Annotated in this window: 15 protein-coding genes; 7 read left to right on the top strand and 8 right to left on the bottom strand. The window is 72.7% G+C overall.

Features of this window, described 5'->3' with window-relative positions:
- The 3 genes from HLB15_RS18435 to HLB15_RS18425 form a co-directional block, all read right to left on the bottom strand.
- Positions 1-1002 (bottom strand): SPFH domain-containing protein (locus tag HLB15_RS18435; protein ID WP_212760066.1); only part of this gene is annotated, 1002 nt, incomplete at its 3' end.
- Between the two features lie 137 nt (positions 1003-1139).
- Entirely contained in the window at positions 1140-1571 is a 432-nt protein-coding gene (locus HLB15_RS18430; protein WP_171107341.1) for an NfeD family protein, read from the bottom strand.
- A 200-nt stretch (positions 1572-1771) separates the two neighbouring features.
- Positions 1772-2557 (bottom strand): ABC transporter ATP-binding protein, encoded by a 786-nt coding sequence (locus HLB15_RS18425; RefSeq protein ID WP_171107339.1) that lies wholly within the window; start codon positions 2555-2557, stop codon positions 1772-1774.
- A gap of 43 nt (positions 2558-2600) precedes the next feature.
- Here HLB15_RS18425 and HLB15_RS18420 point away from each other — a divergent pair, with 43 nt between their 5' ends.
- A complete protein-coding gene (locus HLB15_RS18420) occupies positions 2601-3362 on the top strand; it encodes an Rv1486c family protein (RefSeq protein WP_171107338.1) in 762 nt (253 codons plus the stop codon).
- Between the two features lie 23 nt (positions 3363-3385).
- On the opposite strand, the gene glgA is transcribed toward HLB15_RS18420, so the two are convergent.
- Positions 3386-4687 carry a glycogen synthase gene (glgA, locus tag HLB15_RS18415; RefSeq protein ID WP_171107336.1) on the bottom strand — a complete coding sequence of 434 codons (1302 nt, stop codon included), beginning with the start codon at positions 4685-4687 and terminating at the stop codon, positions 3386-3388.
- A gap of 74 nt (positions 4688-4761) precedes the next feature.
- Here glgA and glgC point away from each other — a divergent pair, with 74 nt between their 5' ends.
- Entirely contained in the window at positions 4762-6003 is a 1242-nt protein-coding gene (gene glgC / locus HLB15_RS18410; protein WP_171107334.1) for a glucose-1-phosphate adenylyltransferase, read from the top strand.
- 143 nt (positions 6004-6146) lie between these two features.
- Positions 6147-6773 (top strand): phosphoserine phosphatase SerB, encoded by a 627-nt coding sequence (serB, locus tag HLB15_RS18405; protein ID WP_171107331.1) that lies wholly within the window; start codon positions 6147-6149, stop codon positions 6771-6773.
- A 56-nt stretch (positions 6774-6829) separates the two neighbouring features.
- Here the strand turns inward: serB and HLB15_RS18400 are convergent, their stop codons facing one another.
- The 3 genes from HLB15_RS18400 to fabG all read right to left on the bottom strand — a co-directional run bounded on the left by HLB15_RS18400 (position 6830) and on the right by fabG (position 9065).
- Positions 6830-7372, bottom strand: a complete 543-nt coding sequence (locus HLB15_RS18400) for a SixA phosphatase family protein (RefSeq protein WP_171107329.1) — start codon at positions 7370-7372, stop codon at positions 6830-6832.
- A 22-nt stretch (positions 7373-7394) separates the two neighbouring features.
- Entirely contained in the window at positions 7395-8165 is a 771-nt protein-coding gene (gene fabI / locus HLB15_RS18395; RefSeq protein ID WP_171107327.1) for an enoyl-ACP reductase FabI, read from the bottom strand.
- Between the two features lie 153 nt (positions 8166-8318).
- Complete coding sequence (gene fabG / locus HLB15_RS18390; protein WP_229785597.1) at positions 8319-9065, bottom strand: 3-oxoacyl-ACP reductase FabG; 747 nt, start codon at positions 9063-9065, stop codon at positions 8319-8321.
- 216 nt (positions 9066-9281) lie between these two features.
- On the opposite strand from fabG, the gene HLB15_RS18385 reads away from it, so the two are divergent.
- Genes HLB15_RS18385 through HLB15_RS18375 form a run of 3 tightly spaced genes read left to right on the top strand, consistent with a single transcriptional unit; the run spans position 9282 to position 10856 of the window.
- Positions 9282-9611, top strand: a complete 330-nt coding sequence (locus HLB15_RS18385) for a DUF3099 domain-containing protein (protein ID WP_171107325.1) — start codon at positions 9282-9284, stop codon at positions 9609-9611.
- A gap of 22 nt (positions 9612-9633) precedes the next feature.
- Positions 9634-9942 (top strand): hypothetical protein, encoded by a 309-nt coding sequence (locus tag HLB15_RS18380; RefSeq protein WP_171107323.1) that lies wholly within the window; start codon positions 9634-9636, stop codon positions 9940-9942.
- A complete protein-coding gene (locus HLB15_RS18375) occupies positions 9939-10856 on the top strand; it encodes an SURF1 family cytochrome oxidase biogenesis protein (protein ID WP_229785596.1) in 918 nt (305 codons plus the stop codon). Before HLB15_RS18380 ends, HLB15_RS18375 begins: the two co-directional genes overlap by 4 nt.
- 145 nt (positions 10857-11001) lie before the next feature.
- Here HLB15_RS18375 and HLB15_RS18370 read toward each other — a convergent pair whose 3' ends face one another.
- On the bottom strand, positions 11002-12600 hold the full coding sequence (locus tag HLB15_RS18370; protein ID WP_171107321.1) for an ABC-F family ATP-binding cassette domain-containing protein: 1599 nt from the start codon (positions 12598-12600) through the stop codon (positions 11002-11004).
- A gap of 241 nt (positions 12601-12841) precedes the next feature.
- On the opposite strand from HLB15_RS18370, the gene HLB15_RS18365 reads away from it, so the two are divergent.
- A partial coding sequence (locus tag HLB15_RS18365) for a family 43 glycosylhydrolase (protein ID WP_171107319.1) occupies positions 12842-14107 on the top strand: 1266 nt, incomplete at its 3' end.

Here is a 14107-nt window from a genome sequence, read left to right as displayed (position 1 = left end):
CTGGCGCTGGGCCTCGGCGAGCGCCTCGGCCGGGTCCGGCAGGAGCGGCTCGTCGAGCACCGAGTCGGTGGGCTCGTGCGGCGTCGTCGGACCGTCGCCGGGCGGGACCGGCGGGACGCCGGGGCCGCCCGGGCCCGCGGCGCCGCCCCCGAAGCCCTGCGCGATGTTGCCGAGCGCGGCGGTGAACTCCGTGGGGATGACCCAGGTGGTGTTCGAGGTGCCGTTGGCGATCTGCGGCAGCGTCTGCAGGTACTGGTAGGCCAGCAGCTTGGGGTCGGCGTTGCCGCGGTGGATGGCCTCGAAGACCTGCATGATGGCGCGGGACTCACCCTCGGCGCGCAGGATCTGCGCCTGGGCGTCACCCTCGGCCTTGAGGATCTCGGACTGCTTCTGGCCCTCGGCCGTGAGGATGGCGGACTGCTTGACACCCTCGGCCGTGAGGATCGCGGCGCGGCGGTCACGCTCGGCGCGCATCTGCTGCTCCATGGAGCCCTGCACCGACGGCGGCGGGTCGATCGACTTGAGCTCCACGCGGTTCACGCGGATGCCCCAGCGGCCGGTCGCCTCGTCGAGCACGCCGCGCAGCTGGCCGTTGATCTGGTCGCGGCTGGTCAGCGTCTGCTCCAGGTCCATCGAACCGATCACGTTACGCAGCGTGGTGACGGTGAGCTGCTCGATGGCCGTGATGTAGTTCGCGATCTCGTAGACCGCGGACTTGGCGTCGGTCACCTGGAAGTAGATGACGGTGTCGATCTCGACCACCAGGTTGTCGCTGGTGATCACCGGCTGGGGCGGGAACGACACGACCTGCTCGCGCAGGTCCACGCCGGCCCGGACGCGGTCGACGAACGGCACGAGCACGTGCAGGCCCGGGTCGAGCGTCTTCGAGTAACGACCCAGGCGCTCGACCACGAGCGCGACGGACTGCGGCACGATCCGCACCGCACGGATCACCGCGACGATACCGACGATCACGACCAGGGCAATGATCAGGTAGAGCAGGACTTGCCCGAATGACTCCACGACGTCTCCTCACGCGGGCTCCTTGGCCCGCCGGACGGTTTCAAGCTTCTGACTTGGACTTCCTGGGACTTGCGTGCTGCAGGTGGTGCCCGTGGCCGCGCCCAGGTGGCATGCGGCTACGCCTCCGGCTCGACGACGGCGGTGGCGCCGTCGATCTGGACGACACGAACGGTAGTGCCGGCGGCGAGCGGAGGCGACCCGGGCACGGCCCGCGCGCTCCACACCTCGCCGCTCAGCTTGATCAGCCCGGACGCCGTGCTGACCTCCTGGACCACCGACGCCGTGCGGCCGACGTTGGCCTCGGCGTTGGTGGGCGCCTTCGGCGTGTTCTCGCGCAGGTGACGGATCAGCGTGGGCCGCAGCGTCACGAGCAGCACCACCGTCGCCACCACGAACACGATCGCCTGCACCCACAGCTCGGCGCCGGCGCCGTTGGCGATACCGGCGGCCAGCGCGCCGCCGGCGAACATGATGAAGACGAAGTCCAGCGACAGCAGCTCGATCAATGCGAAGACCAGTGCCGCGCCTACCCACCACAACCAGGCCATGATCGCTCCCTCCGAGCGTCCCCTCCGGCTGGCGACCGGTCGCCGGCGGAACCTCTCCCCCGGCGGGCCCTCGCGGGGAATCTCCCGCTACCTCGGACCTTTGCCCGGACTTTACCAAGGTCCACCGACACGGCGGTAGCAAAGTCGTGGTGTGGTGCCAGATCGTGACGCAACGCCCTGGACAGGGCGTCCGCGAGTCCTCAGCGCGCCGCGCGCGCGAGCCAGCGACCGCCGCCGTGGGCGACCACGAGCGGCAGCCCGAAGGCCGCCGAGAGGTTGTCCGCGGTGAGGACCTCCTCGAGCGGCCCGGCCGCCTGGATGCCGCCCTTCTTCATGAGCAGCAGGTGCGTGAACCCCGGCGGGATCTCCTCCACGTGGTGCGTCACGTGCACCAGCACGGGCGAGGCGGGGTCGCTCGCGAGCTCCGACAGCGCCGCGACGAGCTCCTCGCGGCCGCCCAGGTCGAGGCCGGCACCCGGCTCGTCGAGCAGCAGCAGCTCCGGGTCGGTCATCAGCGCACGGGCGATCTGCACGCGCTTGCGCTCACCCTCCGACAGCGTGCCGTAGGTGCGGTCGGCCAGGTGGTCGACCCCGAAGGCCGCGAGCAGGTCCTTGGCCCGCTGGTCGTCGAGCTCGTCGTAGCTCTCGGTCCAGCGGCCCGTCACGCCGTACGCGGCGGTCAGCACGACGTCGCGCACGGCCTCCCCCGTCGGCAGGCGCTCCGCGAGCGCCGCGCTGGACAGGCCGATGCGCGGGCGCAGCTCGAAGACGTCGACGCGGCCGAGCGTCGAGCCGAGCACCGTCGCCGTGCCCGACGTCGGGTGCATGCGCGCCGCGACGATCTGCAGGAGGGTGGTCTTGCCCGCGCCGTTGGGGCCGAGGACGATCCACCGCTCCCCCTCGTTGACCTGCCAGTCGACGGAGTCGAGGATGGTCGAGGTGCCGCGCCGGACGGTGACGCCCGCAAGGTCGAGAACCGAGCTCATGGGCACCGACCCTACCTGGTCGTCCGTCATTTACAGTGCTGCGGTGAACAGTGACCAGGACCTCCCCCGGAGCGTGCTGCTCGCCCTGTGGCTGCAGGGCGTCGGCGACACCTCGGACGCCGTGAAGTCGGTGGTGGGCGACGACGAGCCGCACACCGTCGAGGGGCTGCCCGGTTTCGCCGACGGCACCGACCTCGGCACCCTCTTCACCGCGTGGACGACCGGCCCGCGCGAGGTGTGCGCGCTGCTCCCGGCGCCGGGCGACCCCGCGGGTGTGCCCGCCGACGCGAACCACGACGCCACCGAGGCGGGCGAGTGCGTGGTGATCACCACACCGGCGGGGAGCTGGGCGGCCGTGCCGCGCGTCCAGGCGTTCGGCAGCCACCTGGAACCCGGACACCTCGTGACGTGGCGCGTGCGGCCGGTGCCCGCCTGGACGACGCTCGTGCTGGGCACGATCGGCTCGCTCGCCGACGCCGAGCGCGAGCTGCGCACGAGCCTCATGACGGCGACCGACGCCCTCGACCAGCTCGACGTCGCCCGCTGGCGCGACGACGCCGCCGACGCGATCGAACGGATCCGCTCCGCGAGCACCGCGTCGTGGCCCGTGCCGCAGCTCGACGGGCGCCGGGCGCGGGTGCTCGACCTCGCGACGCGCCTGCGCGCGATCGTGGCCCTCGGCACGGTGGACGACGGCGGCGCGGTGAACGTCTTCCAGGTCGACCAGCGCTCCACCGCGCTGCGCGAGGTCGACCGCACCGCCCGGCACGCGCTCAGCGCGGCGACCTACGGCCGGATGGGCTGAGCGCGCCCTGACAGCCCGGCCCGTCAGCCCGCCAGCACCTGCCGGTAGACCTCCATCGTGCGCTCGGCGATCGCCGTCCACGCGAAGTGCTCCTCGGCGCGACGCCTGCCGGCCGCGCCCATCGCCGCCGCGCCCGCCGGGTCGGTCGCGACACGGGCCAGCGCCGCGGCGAGGTCGGCGACGAAGCGGTCGGGGTCGAGCGGGGTGCCCGTGCCGTCGTCGGCCTGCTCGATCGGGACGAGCACGCCGGTGACGCCGTCGTCGACCACCTCGGGGATGCCGCCCGTCGCCGTGCCGACCACGGGCAGGCCCACGGCCATGGCCTCGAGGTTCACGATGCCGAGCGGCTCGTAGACGCTCGGGCACACGAAGACGGTGCACGCCGCGAGCACCGCGGTCAGGTCGGGACGCGGCAGCATCTCCTCGATCCAGACGACCCCGGTGCGGGTCGCCCGCAGGTCCTCGACCAGGCCGCGCACCTCCGCCATGATCTCCGGCGTGTCGGGCGCGCCCGCGCACAGGACGAGCTGCACCTCGGGCGGGAGCTGCGCCGCCGCCCGCAGCAGGTACGGCAGACCCTTCTGGCGCGTGATCCGCCCGACGAAGACGACCGCGGGGCGGTCGGGGTCGATCCCGTGCCGGCGCACGGTGGCCTGCGCGTCGGCGTCGTCGGGCGTGGGGCGCCGCCAGCCCGTCAGGTCGATGCCGTTGTGCACCACGTGCACGCGGTCGGGGTCGAGCTCGGGGTAGACGCGCAGGATGTCGGCGCGCATGCCCGCGGAGACGGCGATGACGCCGGCGGCGCCGAGGTACGCCGTGCGCTCGGCCCACGAGGACAGCGCGTACCCGCCGCCGAGCTGTTCGGCCTTCCAGGGGCGCAGCGGCTCCAGGGAGTGGGCGGTGACGACGTGCGGCACACCGTGCAGCAGCCCGCCCAGGTGACCGGCCATGTTGGCGTACCAGGTGTGGGAGTGCACCAGGTCGGCGCCCGCGACGTCGTCGGCCATCACGAGGTCCGTGCCGAGGGTGGCGAGCGCGGGGTTGGCCGACGCGAGCGCCGCCGGCGTCTCGTAGCCGGTCACGCCCGCGCCCTCGGTCGCGGCGTCGCGCGGGCCGTCGAAGCAGCGCACGCGCACGTCGGCGTGCGGGGCGAGGACGGCGGCGAGCTCGGCGACGTGCACGCCCGCCCCGCCGTACACGTGCGGCGGGTACTCGCGGGTGAGGAGGTCGACCCGGAGGTCGACCCGGAGGTCGGCACTGCGGTCGGCACTGCGGTCGGCACGGGGAGCGGTCGCGGGGGCCGGGCTGGCGGCGAGGTCGGGCACGTGCCCAACCTAGCGCGGGGGCCGTCCGGGCGCGTCACCCGACGTACCCGGCCGAAAAGCCCTAATCTCGACGTATGGCTTCCTCCCCTCGCGTGCTCGCGATCGTCCTCGCCGGTGGTGAGGGGAAGCGGCTGATGCCGCTGACCGCCGCCCGCGCCAAGCCCGCCGTCCCCTTCGGGGGCATCTACCGGCTCGTCGACTTCGCGCTGTCGAACATCGTCAACTCGCGGTACCTGCACGTCGTCGTGCTGACGCAGTACAAGTCGCACTCGCTGGACCGGCACATCTCCAAGACGTGGCGCATGTCGCCGCTGCTGGGCAACTTCGTGGCACCGGTGCCCGCGCAGCAGCGCGTCGGCAAGCACTGGTACCTGGGCAGCGCGGACGCGATCTACCAGTGCCTCAACATCATCGACGACGAGCGGCCGGACATCGTGGTCGTGGTCGGCGCCGACCACGTGTACCGCATGGACTTCTCGCAGATGGTCGACGCGCACATCGAGTCGGGCGCGCGGGCGTCGGTCGCGGCGATCCGGCAGCCGATCGACATGGCGGACCAGTTCGGCGTCATCGACGTCGACCCGTCGGACCCGACCAAGATCCGGGAGTTCCTGGAGAAGCCGACCGATCCCGTGGGACTGCCCGACTCCCCCGGCGAGATCCTCGCCTCGATGGGCAACTACGTGTTCGATGCCGACGCGCTGGTCGAGGCCGTCACCAAGGACGCGGCCAACCCGGACTCGCGGCACGACATGGGCGGCGACATCATCCCGGCGTTCGTGGCGCAGGGCGAGGCGGGCGTCTACGACTTCAAGCGCAACGACGTGCCGGGCTCGACCGAGCGCGACCGCGGGTACTGGCGGGACGTCGGGACGATCGACTCGTTCTACGACGCCAACATGGACCTCATCTCCGTGCACCCGGTGTTCAACCTGTACAACAACGAGTGGCCGCTGTTCACGGGCTACACGGGGCTGCCGCCGGCCAAGTTCGTGCACGTGGGGCCGGGCCGCATGGGGCACGCGGTCGAGTCGATCGTGTCGCCGGGCGTGCTCATCTCGGGCGCGCAGGCGGCGGGGTCGGTGCTCTCGCCGGGCGTGCACCTGCACTCGTGGTCGAACGTGTCCAACTCGGTGCTCATGGACGACGTCCAGGTGCACCGGTACGCGCACGTGCACCGGGCGATCGTCGACAAGAACGTGGTGGTCAACGAGCGCGCGCGGATCGGCGTCGACCACGACGAGGACCGGGCTCGAGGCTTCACGGTCACGGAGAGCGGCCTCGTGGTGGTCCCGAAGGGCACGGTCGTCGACTGACCACCCCCGCCGAGGTAGTCACCTGGCGAAGTAGTCACCTGGCGAAGTAGTACTACCTCGCCACATGACTACCCCGCCAGGTGACTACCTCGGCGACAGCTGGTGGACCGGTGCGTGGGGGTACCGCGCGCTCCGGCACACTGGTGCCCGTGAAGCGACTCATCGTGACCGACGCCGACTCGACGTTCTTCCGCCAGGAGGTCATCGAGCTCCTCGCCGAGCACGCGGGCACCCGTGACGAGGTCGCGGCCGTGACCGAGCGGGCGATGCGGGGCGAGCTGGACTTCGCCGCCTCGCTGCGGGAGCGCGTCGCGACGCTGGCAGGCGTGCCCGTCGCGGCGCTGGAGAAGGTGCGCGCGGCCGTCGAGCTGACGCCGGGCGCCCGGGAGCTCGTGGCCGAGTGCCACGCGCGGGGCTGGGTGTTCGGGCTCGTGTCGGGCGGGTTCGAGGAGATCGCGCGCCCGATCGTCGAGGAGCTCGGCGTCGAGCTCGTGCGGGCGAACCGCCTCGAGGTGGCCGACGGCGTGCTGACCGGCCGCACGGTGGGCCCCGTCGTCGACCGCGAGGCGAAGGCCGCGACGCTGCGGGAGTGGGCTGCCGCGGCGGGCGTGCCGCTGGAGCACACGGTCGCCGTGGGCGACGGCGCGAACGACCTCGGGATGATCGCCGTCGCCGGCGTCGGCGTCGCGTTCAACGCCAAGCCGGTGGTCCGCGCCCAGGCTCCCTACGCGGTCGACGGCCGCCTCGACGCGGTCCTGGACCTTCTCTGACGCCGCTGAGCGCGGGATCATCGCACAGGAGAGGATCCCGCGCTCAGCGGGCGGGGTCAGGAGGCCGGGCGGGTGACCGTCAGGAGGCGGGCCTGGCGGCGGTCCCAGTCGGACCAGGCCAGCTCCGCCTCCAGGACGGAGTACGTCGCCGTGGGGACGCCGACGCGGACCTGGGCGATCGCGTCGTCCGCCGAGCCGGGGCCCGCGAGCAGCTCGGCGGTGCCCGCCATCGCGGGTTCGTGACCGACCACGAGCACGGTCCGCGCCTCCGGGGCGACCTCACGCACGATCGCGAGGACCCCGCGCGGCATCGCGCCGAGCAGGTCGTCGGTGTAGACCACCGGCGGCTCGCCCAGGTGCTTGCGCGCGAGGTCCCACGTCTGCCGCGTGCGGACCGCGCCGGAGACGACGACGGCGTCGGGCACCAGGCCTGCCTCGGCCAGCGCCGCGCCGACCTTCACCGCCTGGTCCCGGCCGCGCAGCGCCAGCGGGCGCTGCTCGTCGGGCAGCTCTGACGGCGGCTCCGCCTTCGCGTGCCGGAGCAGCACCAGCCGCCGTACCGGCGACGTGGCGGGCTCGGTGCCCGGAGCTGTGCCCATCAGTGCCTCCCGAGAAAGCTGGTTACTGGCCCATCGCGTGCACGCCGCCGTCGACGTGCACGATCTCGCCCGTGGTGGCGGGGAACCAGTCCGACAGCAGCGCGCACACTGCACGCGCCGCCGGCTCGGCGGTCGTCTGGTCCCAGCCCAGCGGCGCACGCTTCGGCCAGGCGTCCTCCATCGTCTCGAAGCCCGGGATGGACTTCGCGGCCGTGGTCCGGATGGGACCGGCCGAGACGAGGTTGCAGCGGATGCCCTCGGGACCGAGGTCGCGCGCGAGGTACCGGTTCGCGGACTCGAGGCCCGCCTTCGCCACGCCCATCCAGTCGTAGACCGGCCAGGCGAACTGCGCGTCGAACGTGAGGCCGACGACGGCGCCGCCGCCGGCCATGAGCGGCTGCGCGGCCACGGCGATCGACTTGTACGAGAACGTCGACACGTGCAGCGCGGTCGCGACGTCCTCCCACGTGCCGGAGAGGAAGTTGCCGCCCATGACGGACTGCGGTGCGAACCCGATCGAGTGCACGAGGCCGTCGATGCGGTCGAAGCCCTCTGCGCGCACGGCGTCGGCCAGGCCGTCCAGGTTCTCCTGGTTCGTCGCGTCCAGCTCGACGACGGGAGCCTGGACCGGCAGCCGCTTCGCGAACGCCTGCGTGAGCTTCATCTGCCGCCCGAACGACGACAGGACGACCTCAGCCCCCTCCTCCTGCGCGAGGCGGGCGGCGTGGAACGCGATCGACGAATCGGTCAGCACGCCCGTGACGAGCAGCTTCTTACCTTCGAGGAGACCCATGTTGTCCTTCCGTTCGAGCGCAGGCGTGCCGCGGCGACCCCTGCGCTTGGGTGCGAGCGTAATGCGGAACACGGCCCGGTACGAAACTCCGCGCCGCGTGTGATGTCTGGATTGGCGTATTTGTACCGGTAGACCGGGTTCGGCAGGGTCGGTTCAGTGGCCCATGCCGAGACCGCCGTCGACCGGGATGACCGCACCGGAGACGTAGCCGGCGGCCTCCGACGCGACGAACGAGACCACGGCGGCGATCTCGTCGGGCGACGCGAAGCGGGCCGCCGGGATCTGCTTGAGGTAGCCGGCCCGCACGTCCTCGGACAGCGCGGCCGTCATGTCGGTCTCGACGTACCCGGGGGCCACGACGTTGGCCGTGATGCCGCGCCCGCCGAGCTCGCGCGTGATCGAGCGGGCCATGCCCACGAGCGCGGCCTTCGACGACGAGTAGTTGACCTGCCCGGGGCCCCCCGACAGGCCGACGATCGAGCCGAGCAGCACGATGCGGCCCTTGCGCGCGCGGATCATGCCCTTGGACGCCCGCCGCACGCAGCGGAACGTGCCCTTGAGGTTGACGTCGACAACCTGCTCGAACTCGTCGTCGCTCATGCGCATGAGGAGCTGGTCCTTGGTGACGCCCGCGTTCGCGACGAGCACCTCGACCGGGCCGAGGTCCTTCTCGATCGCGGCGAACGCGGCGTCGACGGCCTCGGTATCGGTGACGTCCGCCACGTACGGCTCGACGCCCTTGGGCAGATCGCCACCACGGTAGATGGTGGCGACCCGGTCGCCGTCGGCCACGAAACGCTCCGCGATGGCACGGCCGATGCCGCGTGCGGCTCCCGTCACGACGACGACGCGGCCCGTGGGGCCTCCTGCGATGGTCTGGGTGGCAGGCGTGGTGGTCACCTGAAGCTCCTTGATGGTGGTGGCTGCACGACGGCCGCGCGACAGCTGGGGGGCCGCGGCCAGGACCGCGATCCGGGTCCGCTGCGACGCTACCCCGGCCGCCGAGCCGACGCCGCGCGTGGCGGGCCACAGGGATGCCACGGTTCTTGTCGGATTCCTCCAATCGTCGCCCCGACCACCTTCCCGGTGGGCCGACGGCGGACGTAGACTGGCTGGATGACCGAGCCGGTACAGTCCATCACCTCGGCGCCCGTGCCGCTGGCGGTGGACCAGGCACGCCGCACCCGCAGCTATCTCATCCAGATGTCGATCCGCGTGGTCTGCATCATCGGCGCGGTGGTGGTGGACGGGTGGCTCCGCTGGGTCCTCGTCGCCGCGGCGGTCGTGCTGCCGTACTCCGCCGTGCTGGTCGCCAACGCCGGCCGCGAGCGCACCACCGACGACACCTCGCCCGTGACGCCCGCGCCCGCCCCGGCGCTGACCGAGCTGCCCGCCCCGGACGAGACGCCCGGCGCGGGACGCGTCATCGACCACGTCGACGACTGAGGGATCTGAGGGAGCACAACAGATGGACGTCCTCGGCGCCCTGGGCGCCTCGCAGCCCGCGCCCGGCCCCCGGCCCGACGCCGTGCCCGACGGCGAGCTGGTCTGCAGCGCCAAGGGCTGCCGCGCGGCCGCCGCGTGGGGCCTGCTCTGGAACAACCCGAAGCTGCACACGCCCGAGCGCCGCAAGGTGTGGCTCGCGTGCCACGACCACCGCGAGCACCTCGAGCAGTTCCTGTCCGCGCGCGGGTTCTGGAAGCAGACGGTCCCGGTCGCCGAGCTGGACCGGGCGTCGGACCCGGCATCGGACCCGGCGTCGGACCCGGCATCGTGAGCGGCGAGGCCCGCAGTCCCCGCACCACCCGGCAGTGGGTGGTGCTCGCGATCGCCGCCGTCGTGCTGGCCGCGCTGTGCCTGGTCGCGGGGCGCTGGCAGTGGAACCGCGCGCAGGCGCGGGACGCCGAGATCGAGCTCGTCAACGCGAACTGGTCGGCGCCCGTCGTGCCCGTCGAGGAGATCCTGCCCGGTCCGGGGGCCGTCGTGCCCGGGTCCGAGGTGTGGCAGCGGGTCGAGCTGACCGGCGAGTACGTCCCCGAGGCGACGGTGCTGCTGCGCAACCGGCCGGTGCAGCGCACCGCGGGCTTCCACGTCCTCGTGCCGTTCGAGGCGCAGCTGCCGGACGGCCAGGAGCTCGTCATGGTGATCGACCGCGGGTTCGTGCCGATCGGGTCGGACGCGTCGGCGCCCGACGCCGTGCCCGCTCCGCCGTCGGGCACCGTGACGGTGGTGGCGTCGCTGCGGGCCGACGAGCCGCCGTCCGACCGGGGCGCGCCCGACGGGCAGGTGCAGGCGATCTCGACCGCCCAGGTGCTCGCCGCCGCCCCGGACGGCGACGCGTGGGCGCAGGGCCGGACCGTGGGCGCGTACGGCGCGCTGCGGTCGGAGGACCCGGCGCCCGCGGCCGGACTGATCTCGCTGCCCGAACCGAACACCGACCCGGGGTCGCACCTGTCCTACGCGTTCCAGTGGGCCATCTTCGCGATCGGCGCGATCGGCGGGTACGTGCTGCTGTGGCGCCGCGAGCGTGGTGCGCTGCGCGGCGAGAACGTGTCGGCGGGCGACCTCCTGCTCGCCTCGGGCGACGCCGGCGACGGCGCGGGCGTGCGCGCCCGCAGGTCTCCCCGCGACCGCCGGCCGACGGCGGAGGACGAGGAGGACGCCCTCATCGAGGCCCAGCTCTCGAGGTGATCACCGGCTCTCGAGGTAGTCACCCGTTCTCGAGGTAGTCATCTGGCGAGGTAGTCATCTGGCGAAGTAGTCATCTGGCGAAGTAGTCAGGACTACCTCGCCACATGACTACCTCGCCGCATGACTACCTCGGCGGGAAGGGGCGTCAGGCCAGGGAGACGAGCTCCTGGTAGCTGTCGTTCCACAGGTCCTCGTCGCCGTCGGGCAGCAGCAGCACGCGCTCGGGCTCGAGGGCCTCGACCGCGCCGTCGTCATGGGTGACCATGACGACAGCGCCCTCGTACGTCTTGAGCGCGCCGAGGATCTCGGCACGCGACGCCGGGTCGAGGTTGTTCGTCGGCTCGTCGAGCAGCAGCACGTTCGCGCCGGAGACGACGATCGTGGCCAGCGCCAGACGCGTCTTCTCACCGCCGGACAGCACGCCGGCGGGCTTGTCGGCGTCGTCCCCGCTGAACAGGAACGAGCCGAGCACCGAGCGCACCTGGGTGTCGGTCAGCTCCGGGGCCGCGTGCCGCAGGTTCTCCACGACGGTCGCGTCCATGTCGAGCGTGTCGTGCTCCTGGGCGTAGTAGCCGAGCTTGAGCCCGTGGCCCGGCACGACCTCGCCGGTGTCCGGCTGCTCGACGCCCGCGAGGATGCGCAGCAGCGTCGTCTTGCCCGCGCCGTTGAAGCCGAGCACGACGACGCGCGACCCGCGGTCGATCGCCAGGTCGACCCCGGTGAACACCTCCTGCGACCCGTACGCCTTCGACAGCCCCGCGGCGGTGAGCGGGGTGCGGCCGCAGGGTGCCGGCGTCGGGAAGCGGAGCTTGGCCACGCGGTCCGAGGCGCGCTCGGCCTCGAGCCCGCCGAGCATCTTCTCGGCGCGCTTGATCATGTTCTGCGCCGCGGTGGCCTTGGTCGCCTTGGCGCGCATCTTCTCGGCCTGGGCGAGCAGCGTGCTCGCTTTCTTCTCGGCGTTGGCCCGCTCGCGACGGCGGCGGCGCTCGTCGGTCTCGCGCTGCTCCAGGTACGCGTCCCAGCCCATGTTGTACTGGTCCAGCTCCCCGCGGTTGGCGTCCAGGTGGAACACCTTGTTCACGGTGGCGCGCAGCAGCTCGACGTCGTGGCTGATCACGATGAAGCCGCCGCTGTAGGCCTTGAGGTAGTCGCGCAGCCAGACGATCGAGTCGGCGTCGAGGTGGTTGGTCGGCTCGTCGAGCAGCAGCGTCTCGACGCCACTGAACAGGATGCGCGCGAGCTCGATGCGGCGCCGCTGACCGCCGGACAGCGTGCTCAGCGGCTGCCCGAGCACGCGCTCGTCGAGGCCGAGGTTGGCCGTGATGATCTGCGCCTCGGACTCCGCGGCGTACCCGCCGGCGGCGAGGAACCGCGTCTCGAGCTTGGGGTAGCGCTCCATCGCGGCGGCCTGCACGGCCGGGTCGTCGGAGGCCATGCCCGCCTCGGTCTCGCGCATCTGCGTGATGACGTGGTCGAGGTTGCGCGCGGACAGGACGCGGTCCATCGCCAGGACCTCGAGGTCACCCGTGCGGGGGTCCTGCGGCAGGTAGCCGATGTCGGTGCCGCGGACGATCTGCCCGCCCGTGGGCTGGGTCTCCCCCGCCAGGGTCTTGGTGAGCGTGGTCTTGCCCGCGCCGTTGCGGCCGACGAGGCCGATCCGGTCGCCCGAGGCGACGCGGAACGTCGCATCGCTCAGCAGCACGCGCGCGCCGACGCGCAGCTCGACGCCATGGGCAGTGATCACGCAGGGGTCCTCACGGTCAAGGGTGGGTGGTACGACGGGGTGGCCCACAGCGACGGGGGCGCGACCAGTCTAGTGCGTCACGGTCCCGACCAGCGGTGGCGTGCCTCACCGTGGACGGGGCCGCACGGTATGCTTACCGTCTGGTACCACGTTGTACCGCACGACCGGCATCGCGGTACCGGCACTGTCACAACGACGCGACAGGCGACGCCCCCGGGCGTCGCACGAAGGGATGAAGCCCATGCAGTCACGGTTCGTCGCCGCCCTCGCCACGCTCGCGCTCGGCGTGGGCACGGCCCTCCTGTCCGACGGCGGGGGCGCCGAGCCCGCCGCGGCAGCTCCCCCGCCGCCCCCGGCTCCGGCGCCCGGCACCTACACCAACCCCGTCACCGAGCCCTTCGCGGACACCTACGCCGACCCCGCGGTCATCCGCGGCAAGGACGGCTGGTGGTACCTGTACGCCACGAGCGACCCGCTCGTGTCCGGCGGGCCGTTCGGGAACATGCACGTGGCGCGCTCGCGCGACCTCGCCGCCTGGGAGTATGTGGGCACGATCTTCGACGAGGGCGACCTTCCCGCCTGGGCCGCCGAGGAGTCGTTCTTCTGGGCGCCCGACATCCGCTACGTCGGCGGGCAGTACGTCATGTACTACACGGTCACCGACACCGCGGCGAACCCCGACCCGTGGGACTACACCATCGGCGTCGCCACGGCGCCGACCCCGACCGGCCCCTGGACCGACTCGGGCGGCCCCGTCCTCGACCCACGCCCGGCGCCCGGCGGGGGCTACCTCAACACCATCGACCCGGCGCTCCTGTCCGACGACGACGGCACGCAGTACCTCTACTTCGGCGGCTTCAACGGCGGCATCTGGGTCACCGAGCTGGACGAGACCGGCACGCGCGCCGTCGGCGAGCCCACCCGCGTCACGGCCAACGACCGGTACGAGGGCGCGTTCGTCGTCAAGCGCGACGGCTGGTACTACCTCATGGGCTCGTCCGCGAACTGCTGCGCCGGCCCCGTGACCGGGTACAGCGTGTACACCGGCCGGTCCCGTTCGCCGCTGGGCCCGTTCGTCGACCACGAGGGCGTCGGCCTGGACGCGTCCCGCGTGGGCGGCACGCAGGTGGTCGCGCAGAACGGCAACCGGTGGATCGGTGTCGGGCACCACGCCGTGCTCACGGACGCCTCGGGGCAGGACTGGATGCTCTACCACGCCATCGACCGCGACGACGCGTGGCTCGACGAGCCCGGCGGGGTCAACCGGCGGCCCACCCTCATGGACCGTATGGACTGGATCGACGGCTGGCCCGTCGTCAACGCGGGTGCGGGCCCGAGCGAAGGCCCGCAGCCCGCGCCCGTCGCGGCGAGCGAGCTCGGTCTGGTGAGCGTGGACCCGGCGTCCGGCGGCGGCCTGCGGCGCGTGGCGGGCACGCTCGCCCGCGGGACGGACGACGCGGGCGACGCCGGGGCGGTCGCCCGGCTCGTGCCCGGACGGCGCGGCCCG

The sequence above is a fragment of the Promicromonospora citrea genome, assembly GCF_013004695.1.
GTDB classification, from domain to species: Bacteria; Actinomycetota; Actinomycetes; order Actinomycetales; family Cellulomonadaceae; genus Promicromonospora; species Promicromonospora citrea.
Note: the sequence above shows the minus strand (reverse complement) of the source record. Positions and strands in the feature narration are given on the sequence as shown.

Excerpts from the sequence above, each read along its gene's own strand:
- HLB15_RS18385 (WP_171107325.1), top strand. The coding sequence starts at position 9,282 with ATGACCGAGCCGGTACAGTCCATCACCTCGGCGCCCGTGCCGCTGGCG.
- HLB15_RS18400 (WP_171107329.1), bottom strand. The coding sequence starts at position 7,372 with ATGGGCACAGCTCCGGGCACCGAGCCCGCCACGTCGCCGGTACGGCGG.
- fabI (WP_171107327.1), bottom strand. The coding sequence starts at position 8,165 with ATGGGTCTCCTCGAAGGTAAGAAGCTGCTCGTCACGGGCGTGCTGACC.
- glgC (WP_171107334.1), top strand. The coding sequence starts at position 4,762 with ATGGCTTCCTCCCCTCGCGTGCTCGCGATCGTCCTCGCCGGTGGTGAG.
- HLB15_RS18430 (WP_171107341.1), bottom strand. The coding sequence starts at position 1,571 with ATGGCCTGGTTGTGGTGGGTAGGCGCGGCACTGGTCTTCGCATTGATC.
- HLB15_RS18425 (WP_171107339.1), bottom strand. The coding sequence starts at position 2,557 with ATGAGCTCGGTTCTCGACCTTGCGGGCGTCACCGTCCGGCGCGGCACC.
- HLB15_RS18380 (WP_171107323.1), top strand. The coding sequence starts at position 9,634 with ATGGACGTCCTCGGCGCCCTGGGCGCCTCGCAGCCCGCGCCCGGCCCC.